This is a genomic window from Paenibacillus sp. Y859 (assembly GCF_056786405.1).
On sequence record NZ_JBXCIZ010000012.1, the window covers coordinates 102,774 to 121,506 of the forward strand.

The 18,733-nt window shown below is 40.9% G+C and carries 21 protein-coding genes and 1 rRNA gene; 20 read left to right on the top strand and 2 right to left on the bottom strand.

Annotated elements, in window-relative coordinates:
• The first annotated feature begins 14 nt into the window (after window positions 1-14).
• Window positions 15-1,181, top strand: coding sequence for a class I SAM-dependent methyltransferase (locus AC1TO8_RS19485; RefSeq protein WP_482057286.1), 1,167 nt, complete (start codon window positions 15-17; stop codon window positions 1,179-1,181).
• An 11-nt stretch (window positions 1,182-1,192) separates the two neighbouring features.
• Here the strand turns inward: AC1TO8_RS19485 and AC1TO8_RS19490 are convergent, their stop codons facing one another.
• Window positions 1,193-1,507 carry a hypothetical protein gene (locus AC1TO8_RS19490; protein ID WP_482057287.1) on the bottom strand — a complete coding sequence of 105 codons (315 nt, stop codon included), beginning with the start codon at window positions 1,505-1,507 and terminating at the stop codon, window positions 1,193-1,195.
• A gap of 228 nt (window positions 1,508-1,735) precedes the next feature.
• On the opposite strand from AC1TO8_RS19490, the gene AC1TO8_RS19495 reads away from it, so the two are divergent.
• From AC1TO8_RS19495 to AC1TO8_RS19575, 17 genes are all read left to right on the top strand, one after another.
• A complete protein-coding gene (locus AC1TO8_RS19495; protein WP_482057288.1) occupies window positions 1,736-2,302 on the top strand; it encodes a thioredoxin family protein in 567 nt (188 codons plus the stop codon).
• 6 nt (window positions 2,303-2,308) lie between these two features.
• Complete coding sequence (locus tag AC1TO8_RS19500; protein WP_482057289.1) at window positions 2,309-2,932, top strand: MBL fold metallo-hydrolase; 624 nt, start codon at window positions 2,309-2,311, stop codon at window positions 2,930-2,932.
• A gap of 688 nt (window positions 2,933-3,620) precedes the next feature.
• Entirely contained in the window at window positions 3,621-4,160 is a 540-nt protein-coding gene (gene sigY / locus AC1TO8_RS19505; protein ID WP_482057290.1) for an RNA polymerase sigma factor SigY, read from the top strand.
• Window positions 4,161-4,162: 2 nt separating this feature from the next.
• Window positions 4,163-4,498 carry a YxlC family protein gene (locus AC1TO8_RS19510; RefSeq protein ID WP_482057291.1) on the top strand — a complete coding sequence of 112 codons (336 nt, stop codon included), beginning with the start codon at window positions 4,163-4,165 and terminating at the stop codon, window positions 4,496-4,498.
• On the top strand, window positions 4,495-4,719 hold the full coding sequence (locus tag AC1TO8_RS19515) for a hypothetical protein (protein ID WP_482057292.1): 225 nt from the start codon (window positions 4,495-4,497) through the stop codon (window positions 4,717-4,719). Before AC1TO8_RS19510 ends, AC1TO8_RS19515 begins: the two co-directional genes overlap by 4 nt.
• Window positions 4,720-4,739: 20 nt before the next feature.
• Entirely contained in the window at window positions 4,740-4,937 is a 198-nt protein-coding gene (locus AC1TO8_RS19520) for a PLD nuclease N-terminal domain-containing protein (protein WP_482057293.1), read from the top strand.
• Window positions 4,937-5,860, top strand: a complete 924-nt coding sequence (locus tag AC1TO8_RS19525; RefSeq protein ID WP_482057294.1) for an ABC transporter ATP-binding protein — start codon at window positions 4,937-4,939, stop codon at window positions 5,858-5,860. Before AC1TO8_RS19520 ends, AC1TO8_RS19525 begins: the two co-directional genes overlap by 1 nt.
• Window positions 5,857-6,636, top strand: a complete 780-nt coding sequence (locus AC1TO8_RS19530) for an ABC transporter permease (protein ID WP_482057295.1) — start codon at window positions 5,857-5,859, stop codon at window positions 6,634-6,636. The genes AC1TO8_RS19525 and AC1TO8_RS19530 overlap by 4 nt, the downstream gene beginning before the upstream one ends.
• A 138-nt stretch (window positions 6,637-6,774) precedes the next feature.
• Window positions 6,775-7,158 (top strand): ATPase, encoded by a 384-nt coding sequence (locus AC1TO8_RS19535; protein WP_482057296.1) that lies wholly within the window; start codon window positions 6,775-6,777, stop codon window positions 7,156-7,158.
• 338 nt (window positions 7,159-7,496) lie between these two features.
• Window positions 7,497-7,784 (top strand): Asp-tRNA(Asn)/Glu-tRNA(Gln) amidotransferase subunit GatC, encoded by a 288-nt coding sequence (gene gatC / locus AC1TO8_RS19540; RefSeq protein ID WP_482057297.1) that lies wholly within the window; start codon window positions 7,497-7,499, stop codon window positions 7,782-7,784.
• A gap of 30 nt (window positions 7,785-7,814) precedes the next feature.
• Window positions 7,815-9,272: an Asp-tRNA(Asn)/Glu-tRNA(Gln) amidotransferase subunit GatA gene (gene gatA / locus AC1TO8_RS19545; protein WP_482057298.1), complete on the top strand. Its 1,458-nt coding sequence runs from the start codon at window positions 7,815-7,817 to the stop codon at window positions 9,270-9,272.
• Between the two features lie 30 nt (window positions 9,273-9,302).
• Window positions 9,303-10,742: an Asp-tRNA(Asn)/Glu-tRNA(Gln) amidotransferase subunit GatB gene (gatB, locus tag AC1TO8_RS19550; protein WP_482057299.1), complete on the top strand. Its 1,440-nt coding sequence runs from the start codon at window positions 9,303-9,305 to the stop codon at window positions 10,740-10,742.
• Between the two features lie 98 nt (window positions 10,743-10,840).
• A complete protein-coding gene (locus AC1TO8_RS19555) occupies window positions 10,841-11,317 on the top strand; it encodes a GNAT family N-acetyltransferase (protein ID WP_482057300.1) in 477 nt (158 codons plus the stop codon).
• A gap of 23 nt (window positions 11,318-11,340) precedes the next feature.
• Window positions 11,341-12,054, top strand: coding sequence for an MgtC/SapB family protein (locus AC1TO8_RS19560; protein ID WP_482057301.1), 714 nt, complete (start codon window positions 11,341-11,343; stop codon window positions 12,052-12,054).
• Window positions 12,055-12,151: 97 nt separating this feature from the next.
• On the top strand, window positions 12,152-13,993 hold the full coding sequence (locus tag AC1TO8_RS19565) for a DUF4097 family beta strand repeat-containing protein (protein WP_482057302.1): 1,842 nt from the start codon (window positions 12,152-12,154) through the stop codon (window positions 13,991-13,993).
• Between the two features lie 164 nt (window positions 13,994-14,157).
• Window positions 14,158-14,583, top strand: a complete 426-nt coding sequence (perR, locus tag AC1TO8_RS19570; RefSeq protein WP_482057303.1) for a peroxide-responsive transcriptional repressor PerR — start codon at window positions 14,158-14,160, stop codon at window positions 14,581-14,583.
• Between the two features lie 158 nt (window positions 14,584-14,741).
• Window positions 14,742-16,400: a glycosyl hydrolase family 18 protein gene (locus AC1TO8_RS19575; RefSeq protein WP_482057311.1), complete on the top strand. Its 1,659-nt coding sequence runs from the start codon at window positions 14,742-14,744 to the stop codon at window positions 16,398-16,400.
• A gap of 133 nt (window positions 16,401-16,533) precedes the next feature.
• Here AC1TO8_RS19575 and AC1TO8_RS19580 read toward each other — a convergent pair whose 3' ends face one another.
• The gene (locus tag AC1TO8_RS19580; protein WP_482057304.1) at window positions 16,534-16,911 is read right to left on the bottom strand and encodes a YgzB family protein; all 378 of its coding nucleotides are present in this window, start codon (window positions 16,909-16,911) and stop codon (window positions 16,534-16,536) included.
• Between the two features lie 157 nt (window positions 16,912-17,068).
• On the opposite strand from AC1TO8_RS19580, the gene AC1TO8_RS19585 reads away from it, so the two are divergent.
• Both AC1TO8_RS19585 and AC1TO8_RS19590 read left to right on the top strand, forming a co-directional pair.
• Window positions 17,069-17,932 (top strand): nucleotidyltransferase-like protein, encoded by an 864-nt coding sequence (locus AC1TO8_RS19585; RefSeq protein ID WP_482057305.1) that lies wholly within the window; start codon window positions 17,069-17,071, stop codon window positions 17,930-17,932.
• A gap of 682 nt (window positions 17,933-18,614) precedes the next feature.
• Window positions 18,615-18,733, top strand: a 16S ribosomal RNA gene (locus AC1TO8_RS19590); the annotation flags it as partial.

Genomic DNA, 18,733 nt, shown 5'->3' on the forward strand with positions numbered 1-18,733 from the left:
TGAGATGTACCCTCTTGGAATCATTACACAAACTAATACACCAACTTATGAATAACTCGACTATTATTATGGCAACCTTGAGCCAACTGCGTAAGAAAGAGGGCATTCCATATACGAAAGTTCAGATTAAGCCAGTAGAACTAAAGAAAGAACTTTATTATCAGTTTTCTTATTATGAAAGCAATAAGGTTGTCCACAAGAATGTACTTGCAGAAGAAGCGGCACAGGTTATGGAGGGACTACTCGAGCAGACCTTTCGTCAAGGAAGCATTTATACCCCTGATGCTGACTACCAGATCTTAATCAGCAAGAAATATAAAGTATCGATCTTAACGAAGTCACCAACCAAAAGTGAAGTTGATTTATCTCATAATCGTAAAAAGCAGTACGTACTTGAGGAAGGACAGCCTATTCCGTTTCTTGTAGAACTTGGGATTATGAATGATCATGGTAAGGTGTTAGCGCGTAAATACGATAAGTTCAAACAAATCAATCGCTTTCTAGAGATGGTTGAGGACGTACTTCCCAATTTGCCTGAAGGGCGTCCGCTAACGATTTTAGATTTCGGTTGTGGGAAATCATATTTAACATTTGCCTTGTATCATTATTTAGCTATTCAGGAAAAGAGAGCGTTGAATGTGGTTGGACTCGATTTAAAATCGGATGTCATAGAACATTGTAATAATCTAGCTAACAAGCTTGAGTACAGCAATTTGAAGTTTCTCGTTGGGGATATTGTGGACTACAACGAATTAGATAAAGTGGATATGGTAGTGACCCTTCATGCTTGTGATACGGCAACAGATGCGGCGCTAGAAAAGGCCATTCGCTGGGATGCATCTGTTATTCTATCCGTACCTTGCTGTCAGCATGAACTATTCTCACAAGTGAAGAATCCTGTGTTAGGTCCTCTTTTGTCGCATGGGATATTGAAGGAACGCTTCTCTGCACTGGCAACAGATGCAGTGCGTGCGAAATTGTTGGATTTAATGGGGTATCGAACGCAATTGTTAGAGTTTATTGATATGGAGCATACACCTAAGAATATTCTGATTCGTGCGGTAAAGGGGGAAAGCGGAGATCGTGCTCAGCTGTGGAAGGAGTATACGGAATTTCGAGATTTCCTTCATATATCACCGTATTTAGAAAAGGTTTGCGGAGATCTCCTGCCTTCTGATTAAGCTAGCGAACTTTAACCTCCAAAGGCATCGCGAAAAGCATGACAAAGCTTATCTTGTTCGACCTGCCATAATGAAGCTAACTCTTCGGCTACTTCGCGCTCCCACCATTGGTAGAGCAACTTTCGATTGCTGTGATTTTCGTGAATCCAGATCAGATTTCCGATGACTTTGCGGTAATATAATTCTTCCCCTTCTTTAAGTAACGGGTCTGGAATATGTGTCTTCATCCTTTTGATGGTACGGTATAGCTCTTTACTACAAGCTCTCCGTATTCCTCGTGGCGTTGGAAAGGGCATATCGTTCTTCGACGTGTGATTAGGGGGCAACAACCTCACTCCTCTCATCACAACGTATGCTTGAAGTTAGACGGAAGACACAGAGGTTGTTCTAATTGGGCGTAAGTAGAAGGTATGACCTTTCCTATGTTAGAATAGAAATGAAAGATAGGATCCTTAATTACCTAATATTACTCCAATTCTCTTAGTAGCACTTGCTTTATTAATTGTGTACTTCCTAGTGAAATGGGTCAAATCCAATAAGAGAGGAATCAAATCATGACAACTAATTTAGCGAACAAATTAAGAACAGGGATTTCTCCCCAACAGTTTATGGACGGTATGCAAAAGAATAAAGAAAAATTTCAATCCAACTATGAGGAATTCACGTGGGATAAGCAAGAAGATCGTGAATTTTTCGGGAGTTTGAATCATCGCGACGACTTACGAGTTCTTATTCTTGCTGCAGATTGGTGTGGTGATGCGGTACGTAATGTACCTGTCGTATTCCATGCGCTAGATACTGCAGGCATTCCTACGGAAGTATTGATTCTTGAAGAGAACCTTGATGTTATGGATCAATTCCTAACGATGGGTGGAAGATCAGTTCCTGTGGTCATCTTTGTAGATACAGGAGGGCATGTTCTTGGCCAATGGGGTCCGCGTCCGAAGCATGTTCAGAAGTATATGGTTGCCTTTAAACAAGAGAATCCAGATCGTGAAGCGTCAGATTATGCTGAGAACATGGCTATTGTACGCTCACAAATGACCGAAGCTTATGGAGAAGGAGTCGATATCCGTACAGCTATTCTTACAGAACTGCGCGAATTGATATCGGGAATATAAGATCCTATGTTGAAAATTGAAAGTTACTCCCTAGGCCCCCTACAGACGAATGCTTATTTGTTAATTAATGAAGAAGAGGGTAAAGCTATTATTGTTGATCCGGGTATGAATCCTGGAGCCCTGATTAAGAAGATTGAACATTTGGAGATTGAGGCTATTCTTCTAACCCACGCACATTTCGATCATATGGGTGGAGTGGATCAGATCCGCAAACTTAAAGGATGCCCTGTCTATTTGCATGATTTGGAAAGCGATTGGCTAACTAATCCCAAGTTGAATGGCTCTACGAATTGGCCACAGGTTACTACACCACTATCAACTGATCCTGCTGAATTCGATTTGGTGGGAGGCCAGAAATTGGATCTCATCGGACACCAATTCAGAGTGTATCATACACCAGGACATTCCCCAGGAAGTGTTAGTTTCCTTTGTGGAAATGATCTGTTTTCAGGAGATGTATTATTTCGACTTGGGGTTGGACGTACCGATCTTCATGGCGGAAGAGAGCGGGACCTGTTAGATTCGATACACAATACATTGTTCACACTAAATGATGAAGTGAAAGTATATCCTGGTCATGGACAACGAACAACGATCGGATATGAGCGTGCGAATAACCCGTATGTGTAATTAATAGTTCGAGTTCAAAAAGTTAGCTTTTCAGCACTAAAGTGTATGCTTACGATGCTGCGTTTCTACGAAACGCCTCAGAAGATTGGATGAAGGTAGGGAGTGAGGAGCGGAGCGTAGGCAGTACCTACGTGAGCACCGGAAGGACCGGCTGAATTCAATATTCGATGTCGAAGACGCTTCTTGTTAACCATCGTGATCAAAAGATGACTTTTTGAACAACCTCTAATAAATACCTGTACAATAGATGACAAAATAGTTACAATATCATTAGTAGAATATTAGAACCACAATGAGGAAGCACGCAAGCTGAGGATCAATCCCGGTTTGCGTGTTTTATTTTGTTGTAAATTTTGTGCTCAATACTAGAATCATTGCTTGAAAAATAGTGGAGTAGGATGACCGCTACGATGTCGGATTGTCCTTCCAATCGCTGTTGCCATCGGATTTCTTGATTGTGTACCGCTGATAGCGGTAGAAATCCGATGGCAAAGCATATGCTTCCGAAGTAGCTTTCCTACGGAAAGCTTGTAGGCGACCGCTACGCTTCTCCAGGACAATTCCGTTATCGTAGCGGCATCCTACAACAATGTGTCTGGACTTTTTAAGTGGTGTTGAGCTTTTTTAGTATTTCTTTGAAAGATAAATGAACGAAATGATCAACCTATTCGTATTATAGATGTCGCTGATGGAAGAGGGGTTGAAGATGAAGGCAGAGGAACGGAATAGAGTGAAGCTTGCGCAGCGAGGAGATGCTGACGTTCTAGCGGATTTGGTACATGAACATTACGCTTTTCTATATAAATATTTAGTCAAAATCACGATGGACCCTAGTATGGCTGAGGACCTAGCCCAAGATACAATGCTTCGTTGTATTGAGAAGATAAGTCTATACGACGGCACCTCCTCATTCTCTTCTTGGCTCATGACGATAGGGACTCGTATTTATATGGATCAAATGCGCCGCAAGAAGAGGGAGAAGACTTGGCTTATTAAGGAACAAGGCATTCGTCAGATCCGCTGGCAGTTTGAGAGTAGGAACGAGGAGTGGAATGATGTACTAGAATCCTTAGCCAAGTTGTCTACAGAGCATAGAGTGGCTGTGTTGCTTAAGCACTATTATGGATATACATACGAGGAAATGGGAGAAATGCTCTCTATTCCTTCAGGTACGGCTAAATCAAGAGTTGCAAGTGCCGTGGGTCAACTAAGAAAGGAGATGAGTTAACTATGGATCGGAAGGATCAAGAAGGAACAGAAGAAATAATGCTAATGAAATTACGACAAAGTTTAGACAGAATGGACCATGTGCTTGATCAACCCTCGATACCATCCAAGGACCAATTGAAAGTACACATTCATGAACGTTGGAAAAAGCGTAGGTTGTCTATGATGATTGAATTGCTCATATTCTGGTTAGTCTCATTATTCGTCGTTGGTAGCGGAATGTTATTGGCTTATTCGGCACCTTGGATGATTTGGGTTATTCAGGGGATCAGTTTCGTTACGGCTTTCGTTCTGATGATATATTTTATCATTCATCGAAGAAAAGAGGAGATCGGATGAGTGAAATAATGAGTGAACTTAAGGAAATTCCCATATGGATCATCGTAACGCTGGTACCGATTCTTCTAGCTCAAAGCACATGGATGTTTCTAGATGCAGGTAAATGGGGAAAGTGGCGTTGGTTATGGGGATTATGGGGGTTGACTAGTACACCCACACCCCTAGTGATTTATCTCTTTTTCGTTCGGTTTCCCGATAATCGTAAGCGTAAGAAATTCTAAAAGATGAAAGGATGTTTCATATGGAGGGAATTACAGCATACTTACCCTTAATTTTACCGTTATTGATTCTACAGCTCGTTCTTGCTGTCATTGCTCTGATATCGCTATCTAAAGCTCATGAGGTACGTGGCTCCAAGTGGATGTGGGTATTGATTATTTTATTGGTAAATATGGTAGGAAGCGTTCTCTACTTCGTTATTGGAAGGAAAGATGTGTGATGAGTTTACTACAAGTGACTGAACTGACCAAAAACTTCGGTAAGGCAAGTGCCGTTAAAGGATTAACATTTCAACTTGAGCAAGGGAAGTGTGTTGCTCTGTTAGGTCCTAATGGTGCAGGTAAAACAACGACGTTACGTATGCTTGCAGGGCTTCTAGAATCCTCATCAGGTAAGATTATCTTTGGTGATGGTGAACATCATAGTGCTTCAGATTATCGGAAGTGGCTTGGTTATTTGCCTCAAAATCCTACGTTTTATGGCTGGATGTCAGGCCGAGAATATATTCGTTTTGCAGCTGGACTTAGTGGAATAGCACAGAAGGAAATTGGTGAACGAACAGAAATTGTCCTTGCGAAGGTAGGCTTACAAGAGGCAGCTAAACGTCGGATATCTGGGTATTCGGGGGGGATGAAACAACGTCTTGGTCTAGCACAAGCCCTTGTTCATGAGCCGAAGCTGTTAATACTAGACGAACCAGTCTCAGCCCTCGATCCAATCGGCCGTAGAGAAGTGATTAATCTGCTACGTGAGATAAGAGAAGAGACTACGGTTCTTTTCTCTACACATGTTTTACACGATGCAGAGGAAATCTGCGATGATATTCTTGTGATGGCGAAGGGACGCCTAGCTGAGCAGGGATCACTTACCTCTTTAAGGGAAAAGTATCGCCAGCCTCTCGTGATTGTACAAGTGGAGAGGGAACAAGCCGCATTAACGTGGCTTAATTCATTAAAGAGTAAAACTTATGTGATACAAGCAGATATTAAAACCGACATTGCGGAATTAACGGTTCATGAACTTGGATCAGCAAGAGATGAGCTAATAAGAGATGCTGCTGAGAAACGAATTCCCCTAATGAAGTTAGAAGCCGGAAGCTCTTCCTTAGAAGATATGTTCGTGAAAGTGGTGAGTGAGCAATGAAGGGAACATGGATATTTTATCAAAAAGAAATGCTGGAAATGTCTCGGAGTTTCAAATTGATCTGGATCCCCATTGTCTTTGCAATATTAGGAATCATGCAGCCGATCGTTAGTCTATATATGCCGGAAATATTGAAGATGTCGGGAGGGGTACCGCCAGAGATGTTCTCGTTGTACGTGATCCCTTCATCAGCAGAGGTTATGGTTCAAGTGTTAAGTCAATATAGTACAATGGGCGTACTGGTCCTTGTGCTTTCATGTATGAATAGTGTATCTGGAGAACGCTACGGGGGTACGGCGGAGTTAATTATGGTGAGACCAATCTCATCAGTTGCTATCATTGCTGCCAAATGGTTTGCTCAATGCACGCAGCTGGTGATCGCCTTTGGTTTTGGGTACATAGCAGCGTCCTATTATACGTATCTAATGATCGGAGCATTATCTTGGACAAATGCTTTAGCATCATTTGGTTTGTATGGTCTGTGGCTTATGTTAGGAATTACGCTGACACTTCTATTTAGTACCGTTATGCGCGGAGCAGGAGCGGCCTTTGTCACATTAGCAATTCTAGGGATTCTTTCTCTCTTATATGGAATGCTGCCTACTTGGTTTACTTGGAGTCCAGCTCGTTTAACCTCTCTTGCTGCAGAAGCACTGATTGGAAATGGCCTTCCGGTTTCTTCAGTAGTTGTGTGTTGCTTGGTTGCTGTAGCTATCATTATTCTAACTCTACTTAGTTCATCCCATTTACTTAAAAGACGAGTACTTCCGAATTAGTAATCTTTTGAACATCCCCTCGATAACCTTCGTGATCAAAAGATGACTTTTTGAATATCCCCTAGTAGCTTACCGTAGACATCACTATCTTTTTTTAGTAGACTAAAGATTATCTTATCGACATCTAGGAGGTAGACGATGCTGCATATAGGGGAAAAAATTGTAATCGTCGAGGACGCCTTTGAGCAGAATCTTCCAATCGGGGAATATGGTTACATTATAGCTTATGACCGTAACCCAGATAATGCATTTGATTATGTCATCCGTGTACCGAAAGTTAATCGTAATTTTTTCGTGCCAGATGATGACGTTGAGCTTGAAGAGAGTCTCATGCAACAGGAAGTAGAGCGTACAACGCAAGAAGCGCTAATCGACTATGCACTGGCGACATATAATGAAGAACTTTTTCACCATGTGATGAATGGTAGTCCTGAGATGGTTGAGGAAGGCGAGATGATCTCGGCAGAAGTATTATCCCAGGCAGAATTTATAAAACAGGTTAATCTTCGCGCCTGGATATAGAGGAGTCGGCCTATGCCGACTTTTTTTGTTAATATAAGAACGTATAAGTTTCACATGAATCAATTTCATAATCGCCGATGCAGCTAAATTGAGTTGCGTAATTATGAAATTGATTCTTGATACTCTAATCCTTATATTCCCACTGAAACAGATGCCGTCTTTGAAAAAGGACGGCATAGCCGTTTCTATTTGGTAAAGATGAGAAGAATAAGGGTGATGGCTGCTTGTGATTGAATTGTGAAAGGTTCTATCCTATAATTATAAAGATTATGATTATAATGCAGTTTAAGGCATTAATCCTGAACGACTTGAGAAAGAATAGGAGGAACATAAATCACATGAATATAACAACCGAAGATGTTCAACATGTTGCGAAGCTAGCTAGACTTAATCTGAGCTCAGAGGAAGAATTGGTATTTACCGAGCAGTTGAATGCCATTTTACAATATGCAGAGAAATTGGATGGATTGGATACGGAGGGTGTTGAGCCAACGACACATGTGCTCCATCTTAGCAACGTTATGCGTGAAGATGAAGAACGAGAAAGCCTATCCATTGAGAAAGTATTCGCAAATGCCCCAGAAGTTGAGGATGGGCAATTTAAAGTTCCGGCAATTCTGGAATAAGTGTTTTAATATTGAAAGGAGGAGTCATAGTTGAGCCTATTTGATTATACATTGTCTGAAATACATAACAAGATGAGTTCCGGGGAATTAACTCCTACGGATCTGGTGGATCAGGCATTTAAGACGATTCATGAGCGTGACACTCGTGTAGGAGCCTTTCTTACACTTGATGAAGAGCAGGCTAGAGCGACAGCGCGGAGACTGGATGACCAACTGAAGGCAGGTGGAGAGCGGGGGTTATTGTTCGGATTGCCTGTAGGCGTTAAGGACAATATTGTAACCGAAGGTCTACGTACGACTTGCGCCAGTCAATTCCTTAGTAACTTTAATCCTGTATATGATGCTACGGTAACTAAGAAATTACGTCAGGCGGATTCTGTTATCCTTGGTAAATTGAATATGGATGAATTTGCTATGGGCGGATCGAATGAGAACTCTAGCTTCCATCCTGTCCGGAATCCATGGAATTTGGAACATGTTCCAGGTGGTTCTAGTGGTGGATCGGCAGCATCTGTGGCAGCTGGGGAAGCCTTTTTCACGCTTGGCTCAGATACTGGCGGATCTATTCGTCAACCAGCCTCTTACTGTGGTGTGGTCGGGTTGAAACCGACTTACGGTTTAGTATCACGCTTTGGATTAGTAGCTTTTGCATCCTCATTGGATCAGATTGGTCCTATCACAAAGAACGTAGAGGATTCTGCGTATGTGTTACAGGCTATTGCGGGTTATGATTCCATGGATTCAACATCAGCTAATGTTGAGATTCCCGATTATCTAAATGCTCTAACAGGAGATATTAAGGGGCTTCGTATTGCTGTACCGAAGGAATATGTAGGTGAGGGTGTTGACCCTGTCGTTAAAGAGAAAGTTATGGAAGCGTTGAAGGTACTTGAGGGATTAGGTGCGACATGGGATGAAGTTTCTTTACCACATACAGAATATGCTGTAGCTACTTATTATTTATTGGCATCTTCTGAGGCATCCTCCAACCTGGCGCGTTTTGATGGCGTTCGTTATGGTGTTCGTGCGGAGAACCCTGCGGACCTTCTCGATCTGTATCATGAGTCTCGTAGCCAAGGATTTGGACCTGAAGTTAAACGACGTATTATGCTTGGTACGTATGCGTTAAGTTCTGGTTATTATGATGCGTATTATTTAAAAGCACAGAAAGTTCGTACATTGATTAAGCGAGATTTCGATCAGGTATTTGAGAAGTATGACATTATTATTGGGCCAACTGCGCCAACGACAGCCTTTAAGTTAGGGGCACAGGTAGATAATCCACTGACGATGTACCTGAATGATATTTTAACAATACCAGTAAGCCTCGCGGGTGTACCTGCTGTGAGCATTCCTTGTGGTTTCGCTGATGGTTTACCTGTTGGGTTGCAAATTATAGGAAAAGCGTTTGATGAGTCTACAGTTTTGCGTGTGGCTCACGCTTTCGAACAGCATACAGATCACCATACAAAGCGTCCTAGTATTTAACGAATCAGATAGAGAAGGAGGGAATAAGACGTGTCTACATCCAAATACGAAACAGTGATCGGACTGGAAGTCCACGTAGAGTTGCATACGAATTCCAAAATTTTCTGTGGCTGCTCTACCGAATTCGGAGCACCACCGAACACACATACTTGTCCTATCTGTCTTGGTCATCCTGGTGTATTACCGGTGTTGAATCGCCAAGCGGTGGACTATGCTATGAAAGCAGCGATGGCACTCAATTGCACAATTGCTGATAGAAGTAAATTCGATCGGAAGAATTACTTTTATCCCGATTCACCTAAAGCTTATCAAATATCTCAGTATGACCAACCAATTGGTGAGCATGGCTGGATTGATATTGAAGTGAACGGGGAGACCAAGCGAATTGGTATAACGCGTCTTCACTTAGAAGAAGATGCAGGTAAACTGACTCATATCGACGGTGGTTATGCTTCATTGGTCGACTTTAATCGTGTAGGAACACCACTTGTCGAGATTGTTTCTGAACCTGAACTTTCTTCACCTGAAGAAGCTCGTATATATCTTGAGAAAATCAGAGCGATTATGCAATATTGCGAAGTGTCTGATGTCAAAATGGAAGAGGGCTCATTGCGTTGTGATGCCAATATTAGTCTTCGTCCTTATGGACAGAAGGAATTCGGCACAAGGGCAGAGCTGAAGAACATGAACTCTTTCCGTGGTGTACAGAAGGGTATGGAATATGAAGAGTTTCGTCAAGCTGAAATTCTAGACGATGGTGGCGTGGTCGTGCAGGAAACAAGACGTTGGGATGAAGGACAAGGGAAGACAATCAGCATGCGCGGTAAAGAACAAGCACATGATTATCGCTATTTCCCAGATCCGGATCTAGTGACGCTGCATATTGATGGTGAATGGAAGCAACGTATACGTGAAACTATTCCAGAATTGCCGGACGCACGTAAAGAACGATATTCGACGGAGTATGGTCTGCCGAGCTATGATGCTGCAGTGATTACGGCATCGAAACCTTTAGCAGATTTCTTCGAGGAAAGCTTGAAGTATACTGAAGATGCCAAGTCTGTATCGAACTGGATCATGGGTGATCTATTAGGGTATCTAAATAGCAGTAACTTAGAATTGTCCGAGGTTAAACTAACTGGGCAAGGACTTGGTGAGATGATCGGCCTGATTGAGAAAGGAACGATTAGTAATAAAATTGCCAAAACCGTATTTAAAGAGATGTTGGAAAGTGGCAAGCTACCACAGCAGATCGTAGAGGAACAAGGGCTCGTGCAAATTAGCGATGAAGGAGCTATCCTTAGTATCGTTGAGCAAGTCGTATCAGCCAATCCACAATCCATCGAAGATTATAATGCTGGTAAGCAGAAGGCAATTGGATTCCTAGTGGGTCAAGTTATGAAAGAAAGCAAAGGAAAAGCTAACCCAGCTTTGGTTAATAAATTGCTTGTGGAGGTTCTGAGTCGCTAAGGAACCAACTGCGTAAAAGGGCTTGTCAACGTTGACAAGCCCTTTTGTCTTGAAGATATATGGTGGACTATCAGGTGAGAGGGGCAGGGGGATATAATATGATCATGAGACTTTCAATGGATTATGAAGATACGGTTCATCAGATATGGCGTCTACAGCAGGTTGCTTATCGGCTTGAAGCCGAAAGAATTGGATTTCGTGAAATTCCCCCGCTGTTGGATACGATTGAAACTCTGAGTGATTGTGGGGAGATATTCTTTGGTGAATTGGATGAAGATGGCGAACTGTTGGGTGCGTTAGCGATAAGTAGTGAGTCTACTGGAACGATGACGATTACTCGAATGATGGTTTATCCAGCGCATTTTCGTAAAGGTATTGCAAGCAAACTAATTCAAAACGTATTAGATCTTCATGCAGAAATCCCATTGTTCATTGTATCAACAGGTACACGTAATATTCCTGCGTATACGCTCTATCTGAAGTATGGCTTTATTCCCTTTGATACTTATGAAGTAGCCCCTGGTATAGAGCTCACTACATTTCATAGACATTCACAACATAAGCTAATATCATAACTACTTTGAAAGGGGGTTACGAATTGGTTAATCCATGGATGATTGATGATGTTCAAATTTTACTTCGCTTATTGCTGTCGATGACCCTCGGCGGGGCCATCGGATTGGAGCGTGAAAGGTCTAATCGCGCAGCAGGACTTCGGACACATATTCTCGTATGCTTGGGATCAACGTTAATCATGATGCTTTCTATTTATGGTTTCGCAGATTTTGTGAATGAAGCGAATATCCGGATTGATCCGGCCCGTCTGGCAGCATCCGTCATTACAGGTATCGGTTTCCTAGGTGCTGGGACGATTCTATTTACGGGGAAATCAATAACTGGGTTAACGACAGCTGCTTCCGTGTGGGTAGTGGCTGCAGTTGGACTATGTGTTGGAGCAGGATTCTATACCGCAGCGATTGCTACAACATTCTTAATTCTAATGACCTTAGTTGTCTTTAATAAGATAGAGCTGAGATATATGAAAGGAAATAAACTACATCTGTTGACAATCCATGCCGAAGATTCTGTAGGATTTCTTGATATCGTATCCGAGTTGCTCATAGAGGAGAACTTTACGATTAAAAAAGTGACAGTGAATGAATATACTAAGGATACTTACGGAGAACTGGGTTCTCAACAGGATTTTCTCGAACTATCCATACATGTCATGAGTAAGAATAGCCTTGATTCAATTGGGCTAGCTTCGAAGCTCCGTAGATTAAAAGGGGTCACAATGATATCGTTGGAATAATGGGAACGTAGATATTTACCAGTTACTCTGACATCATATTGCGGTACGATCTATATATGCATAGCCGCAGCTCCTGAATAAAGGTGGAATACTTAAGATGAATTCTATACAACAGCAATCATCCACAACTAAGGAACAGTATCAACTAACGAATAAACGGTCAAGAAGATTATTCTCTCGTAAATACAAATTTACTGCAGGATTGTTAGCAGCACTTTTACCTGGGCTCGGACATATTTATTTGGGGATGTTCCGAAAGGGTATCTCATTCATATTTGTGTTGATTCTGGACATTTCGGCTTTATTATATTTTTCATCTATAGGGATGAACATTAATGTTCCACTATTAATTCTCCTAGGATTAATCATTCCGATTACTTATTTCTATAATTTATTTGATGTGCTTCAAGCGGCAGATTTCACTATTATTCGTTGTACTGAAGAGACGGAGAAGTCTGATGGAAGTAAACGTGTACGTCGCAATCCTTTTGCGGGAGAAAAAGGGATCTCTTTCGGGATATTACTTGTGCTTGGCGGAACGTTATTAATTTTATTCCATCAAAAGCCAGTTTGGTTGGGAGAATTCATCGAGCTACATGGAAAGATCACCATCGCTATAGGGCTAGTAGTTCTAGGAATGGGACTATGGATTAGAGAAATGATGAGTGTGAAGAATAAACATAATATTCGTATAGGCAGCTATACCGCAGCGCTTTTATTAATGGTAACAGGAACCCTGTTGATCATAGATGAAGTGCAAGGAAGTGAATATATGCTCTTATTGCTTACATGGTGGCCTCTAATGGCAGTAATATGGGGGTTTGAGTTCATTATTATTTATATAATCGCGAAGAGACGTAGTAGGGTAAAGGGAACTTCATTACGTCTTGATCTAAAAGGACTTTCGTTAACTATTCTATTGACGGTCAGTGTGTTCATAGTGAGCCAGCAAGCTCATTATTTATATTTATGGAATAAGGTGAGCTTGAATCTTGCGGCGTCTTCCGTAGATTATAGCGAACAAGAGGGTGCGTATTTCAAAAAGGAAGTACTGGATATCCCTGTTACTATGGACAGTGAGAACATTGTTATTAATAACATTAATGGGGATATACGATTACATCGTGAACCTATTGATAACATACAAATCTCAACTGAAGTATGGGTGGATCAGATTGAAGGTCCCGAAGTAGATGAGATATTTGCACGGTCAGTATTAGAAATTAATGAAGGCCCAACTCTCAATATTCAAACAAATGGTAAGGCCTACGGACAGTCTGGTAAACGCCAACCACGAATGAATCTCAATATTGCACTTCCAGAGAACAGACGTTTCAATTATGATTTACGAACAATGAACGGAAATATTATCTTAGATGATGTTGAAGCTATCGGAGATATTAAGTTGGAAAGTGCCAATGGGAGACTAGAAATTAAAAATGTACTGGGGAATATTCAAGGTAAAACCTTTAATGGTATCGTCCGAATCATTAATCTTGCCGGAAATGCAGATATCACTTCTAGTCAAGGAAATATGGAAGCGACAGATACATTAGGCACACTTCGCTTGTCGACACAAGTTGGGAATATAACTGTGATACGTGCAGGTGGTGATGTGGACATAAGAACGAAGAATGGAAATATGTATGTAAGTCAGCCACGTATGAAACTTAAGGCTGAATCACTCAACGGGAGTGTAAATGTATACACGCATCAAATAGGTGGGAATTGGGATATTTATAGTGCGGTAGGAATGATGGAACTCAACTTGCCATTAGAGGCGAATTACAAATTGAATGGATCCATTGCCTTCGGTGATATTCATAATTCCATTCCAGCATTTACGATCTATAATAAAAAAATATGGGGAACGATTGGAGAAGGTGACTATACTGTTCGAATCGAAGGAAACGGTGATTTAAATGTGAATTTTTATTAAAATTGTTTTAGATTGTTGTAATTACTTGGGTTTATAACAATGACTCCATTGACAATCATACAATAATAATATTAATATAAGAATAATACTAATCTATATAAGTATGAGTTCAAAAGATAATTTTTGGAACAACTTCTATAAGTGAAAAAAAGGTGGTAGGTTAGATGGGAACACGAGTCCAACATGCATTGGAACAATTGAAAACTACCGGTGTTCGGATCACACCCCAACGTCATGCAATTTTAGACTTCTTGCTGGATTCCATGACTCATCCTACGGCAGATGAGATATACCGTGCATTAGAACCTAAGTTTCCTAGCATGAGTGTAGCGACAGTGTACAATAACTTAAAGATGTTTATGGAATCTGGTATGGTTCGTGAATTGACATATGGGGATTCATCAAGCAGGTTTGATGCGAATGTGTCAGAACATTATCATGTCATTTGTGAACAATGTGGTAAAATTGAGGATTTTATGTATCCATCCTTGATAGAAGTTGAACGTGAGGCTGAACAAGCTACGGGCTATCAAGTGAAAGGTTTGAGGTTGGAACTTTACGGAATCTGTGATACATGCAAACCGCACTAAACAGCGTTACATTCTAAAACATGCAGATTCCTTTCATAATGAAGGATTCTTCATGTTTTTTATTTTGTAATGACAATGAATGATTTACGGAGGCTATCGCATTGGAAAGAAGAAAACCTAAACGAAACACACCAAGGAAAAAGTTGTTTAGTACAATGATGATTATATGCTTATTATTAATCGCTGGTTATTATATATTCGCAGAAGTCCTTCCTAACAGACAGTATGTCGAGCCTGATTGGGAAGGGAAGGACAAGCCCATTTTCATGCGAGGTGAGTTATTGGAATATCCCGCACTGGGATCTGGTGAAACCTTGAAGATTCCATTGCCTGTACTACAGAAAGTGATTGATCCTCATATTCGATATGAATCAGAGACAGAATCTATCATTCTTACTACAAATGAGAAATTGGTTCATTTAAAAACAGATGATAAAAAAGCTGAAATAAACAATGAAGCAACTGAATTGCGTTTCGCCCCAGAAGAAATTGAAGGGATTATGTACTTACCTATCCGAGTACTGAAGGATCTATATGGGTTGGCCGTTCACGAAGACATCGATTCAGGTGCGGTCATGCTTATGGAAGCTGGCGAAAGTATTCCTATGGGTGCAGTGACCGCGGGTAAGTCGGATCGAACGACAGCTATGCGTGATGAAAACTCAATTCATGCACCTATTATATTTGATGTGCCTGATGGGACTGAACTGAGGGTGTGGAATACGAAAGAAGATTGGTACTTCGTGCAGTTGGATAATGGGTATACAGGGTACATTAAGAAGGAAAGAGTGGTTATGAGTGATGCAAAAATAGTTGAGGCTCCTAACTTACCAATAACTCGGGCGGAACGAAATTGGAAAGGCAAGCCGATTAATCTAGTGTGGGAAGCAGTGTACCAACGGAAGCCTGACCCTGAGTCTATAGGTAAATTACCCGGTGTAAACGTAGTAAGTCCTACCTGGTTCAGTATGATTGATGGAGAAGGTAATGTTCGAAGCCAAGCAGATATAGAATATGTGAGATGGGCGCATAAACAACAAATGGAAGTATGGGGATTGCTCAGTAATAGCTTTGAGCCTGATCTAACGTCTGTTGCTATGTCTAGTTTTAATAGTAGAATAAATGTTATTAACCAAATGCTGCATTACGCAGATATATACGAGTTAGATGGGATAAACATTGATTTTGAGAATGTATATACGAAAGATGGAGATAACATAACCCAGTTTGTACGTGAGTTAAAGCCTTTGGCGGAAGCTAAGGGGCTCATTATTTCTGTAGACGTGACTCCCAAATCTAAAAGTGAAATGTGGTCGCTCTTTCTTGATCGAGAAGAACTAGGTAAAATAGCTGATTATCTCATCGTCATGGCATATGATGAACATTGGGCTTCAAGTCCTCGAGCTGGATCCGTTGCTTCACTACCATGGGTAGAGAAGGCGTTGCAACGTATCATCGAGGAAGACCAAGTTCCACCAGAGAAACTTATTCTAGGGATCCCCCTGTATACAAGGATATGGTCAGAAGAGACCATAGATGGAGAAACGAAGGTTAAGTCCAAAGCGGTGAGTATGAATGCTGTAGAGGATATTATTCGTACTAAGAAACTAACACCAACTTATCTTGAGGATACGAAGCAGAACTATGTTGAGTATATAGAAGATGATGTACTTAAGAAAATCTGGATTGAAGATGAAGTATCTCTAAAAGCAAGAGTAGAGATAGCGAAGTCTTTGCAACTTGGAGGTATTGCCTCGTGGACCAGAAGTTTTGCAAACGATGTTGCTTGGCAAACGTTACAATCCATTACTCCATAAGTTACTCAATATAAATACAAGCTTATAGAAATCATATGTTTATACGATAATGTATAGCTGATATTAAGAAAAACCGGCTTCCCTTCAAAAGGGAAGCCGGTTTTTGGATAATATGCTGAGTAATAGGAATACTTTAACCTTCAGCAGAAGGCTGGCTTTGTTGTGCTTCTAATGCTTCAGCAGTAATATTTGCTATTGCTGGATCCATAGTAAGTATCGTCCTGCAGAACATACAGCGATCTGTCTGACCTAACATCTTAGTTAGTTTGCCACATTGCGGGCATTGGAGTTGAACAGCACTGGTAGATAGCATGCCTGCCCAGAAATAAATACCGAGGCTTCCAACCATCGCAATAAGACCGATGACTAGGCCAACAGCTGCAACAATTTTACCTCCCTGACCCCAGAATACGATACCTGCTGTTCCGAGGACCATAAGTCCCATACCAATCATCGTTAGTAATAGTCCCCATGTACGAAATGAATTAATTTTTGCAGATCTAAACATCATAGATTTAATCACCCGATCCATTAGAATAGTATTATTTATTGATAAAGAAGGAACTTATTTGGATATGTAGAAGTATAAGAAGTATAGAAGTATAGTATAACTGAACTAGGGTATTTACGCCAAGTTATGTAATGAAGGAATGGTGGAATGAAAGCATATGTTTTTACATTATAAAGATGCATTAGATGAAGAAAGTATTGGTGCCTTTGTGTATGTTCAACAGGAGGACGAGCTTCATGGGCCTTTATTTCGAGATTTTGAAGTTCAATTACTGGTGGTGCAAGGAGTAGAGCAAAGATATTCAAAGATTAATCATGTTATGTATGGAGATATGCGTTGCGAGATAGTGCGCGTAAGTTATAAGGAACTTAGGGGGATACTCGTGGCTTGCGAGAAAAGTGACTTAGTGAAATGCTTGCTGGAGGGTGAACTAATTTCGGATACGGATGGTTGCTTGAATAATCTACGTATTGAGTTCCAGGAGTTTATGCAACCACTCCGAGATCAAAAGATGTTCCTCGAATTTTCACGGTTCCTCCGTTTATACTTAGAAGCAAAGCGTTATATGAGTGAGGGTCATATAATGGATGCCTATCATAGTGTCACAGATTCGCTTCATCACTGGGCACGAATTGAATTAATTGAACGGGGGATTCGTCCGGAGTTCTATGTATGGGAACAAGTTCGCGGTTTGAACACGGCGGTTCATAAACTATATGAAGAGCTAACCGTAAGTAAGGAAACTGTCCAACAAAGAGTTGAGTTAGTGTTATTGGGATGTGAGTTTTCAGTCTTATCTAAAATGGGTGAGTGCTCATCCCTGCTTATTAGTGTCATCGGTAGCCGTAATAAGCCATGGAGTATTGAAGAATTAATCCAACATCCTGAATTAGAAATGGTAAGTGATGAGCTACCACTTGTGCTTCGTAAATTAGTGTATCGTTCGAAAATTAAAGAAGTGCAGCCCTTGAGACATGCAGGAATGAATAGCAAGCGAGATATCCTTTACAGTTCGTTATAAGTATGTGTGCAGGACTTACGTGAGTATCTGGAATGTATTCAAAGGAAACAACATACCTCGCAAGTATATGTTCGGAATAGCTTAATTCAATCTTCGATGTCGAATAGGCCACTTGGCAACCTTCGTGATCCAAAGATGACTTATTGAACAACCTCTATAAAGAGGGATTGGAAATAAGGAAAGGGGAGAGGGGACTCCTCTTCTTTATCTTTAATGGAGAATGATAAGTACTATAAATCCGTTTAAGCATTGTTAAAAGAAGCCGAAGTCAGTGTGTTAAAAATAAAGTTGACTCTTCAGCGGTATCTATGATAAATTATATCTCGCCCCATTAAACAGGACTAACTTTATTTCAAGACATGGATGAACATGAAAAAATAAAGTCTAAAAAAACTTGTTGACAAAATAATGGGTGACATGATATATTATAGAAGTTGTCGCCGAGAACAATCGGAGATAAACGAAAGAGAAATTGATCTTTGAAAACTGAACAACGAGTGAGTGGTTTTCACGAAAGTGAGAACAAAATAAATGAGAAATCATTTGGATTGAGAATGTAATATTCTCGTCAGTTTGTTTCAAAATGAGCATAATCGCTCTTTTCATAACTCGTCATGTGAATCATCTTCTCCGCAAGGAGATGGACGATTTACATGACGGTCGATCAAAATTTGTTTGATCTTAATTGGAGAGTTTGATCCTGGCTCAGGACGAACGCTGGCGGCGTGCCTAATACATGCAAGTCGAGCGGAGATTTCAGAAGTGCTTGCACTTCTGGGATTTCAGCGGCGGACGGGTGAG

What these genes read in the sequence shown, in the direction of transcription:
- AC1TO8_RS19495 (WP_482057288.1), top strand. Translation starts at nt 1,736, where the DNA reads ATGACAACTAATTTAGCGAACAAATTAAGAACAGGGATTTCTCCCCAA.
- AC1TO8_RS19500 (WP_482057289.1), top strand. Translation starts at nt 2,309, where the DNA reads ATGTTGAAAATTGAAAGTTACTCCCTAGGCCCCCTACAGACGAATGCT.
- sigY (WP_482057290.1), top strand. Translation starts at nt 3,621, where the DNA reads ATGGAAGAGGGGTTGAAGATGAAGGCAGAGGAACGGAATAGAGTGAAG.
- AC1TO8_RS19510 (WP_482057291.1), top strand. Translation starts at nt 4,163, where the DNA reads ATGGATCGGAAGGATCAAGAAGGAACAGAAGAAATAATGCTAATGAAA.
- AC1TO8_RS19515 (WP_482057292.1), top strand. Translation starts at nt 4,495, where the DNA reads ATGAGTGAAATAATGAGTGAACTTAAGGAAATTCCCATATGGATCATC.
- AC1TO8_RS19520 (WP_482057293.1), top strand. Translation starts at nt 4,740, where the DNA reads ATGGAGGGAATTACAGCATACTTACCCTTAATTTTACCGTTATTGATT.
- AC1TO8_RS19525 (WP_482057294.1), top strand. Translation starts at nt 4,937, where the DNA reads ATGAGTTTACTACAAGTGACTGAACTGACCAAAAACTTCGGTAAGGCA.
- AC1TO8_RS19530 (WP_482057295.1), top strand. Translation starts at nt 5,857, where the DNA reads ATGAAGGGAACATGGATATTTTATCAAAAAGAAATGCTGGAAATGTCT.
- AC1TO8_RS19535 (WP_482057296.1), top strand. Translation starts at nt 6,775, where the DNA reads ATGCTGCATATAGGGGAAAAAATTGTAATCGTCGAGGACGCCTTTGAG.
- gatC (WP_482057297.1), top strand. Translation starts at nt 7,497, where the DNA reads ATGAATATAACAACCGAAGATGTTCAACATGTTGCGAAGCTAGCTAGA.
- AC1TO8_RS19555 (WP_482057300.1), top strand. Translation starts at nt 10,841, where the DNA reads ATGATCATGAGACTTTCAATGGATTATGAAGATACGGTTCATCAGATA.
- AC1TO8_RS19565 (WP_482057302.1), top strand. Translation starts at nt 12,152, where the DNA reads ATGAATTCTATACAACAGCAATCATCCACAACTAAGGAACAGTATCAA.
- perR (WP_482057303.1), top strand. Translation starts at nt 14,158, where the DNA reads ATGGGAACACGAGTCCAACATGCATTGGAACAATTGAAAACTACCGGT.
- AC1TO8_RS19575 (WP_482057311.1), top strand. Translation starts at nt 14,742, where the DNA reads ATGATTATATGCTTATTATTAATCGCTGGTTATTATATATTCGCAGAA.
- AC1TO8_RS19580 (WP_482057304.1), bottom strand. Translation starts at nt 16,911, where the DNA reads ATGATGTTTAGATCTGCAAAAATTAATTCATTTCGTACATGGGGACTA.
- AC1TO8_RS19585 (WP_482057305.1), top strand. Translation starts at nt 17,069, where the DNA reads ATGTTTTTACATTATAAAGATGCATTAGATGAAGAAAGTATTGGTGCC.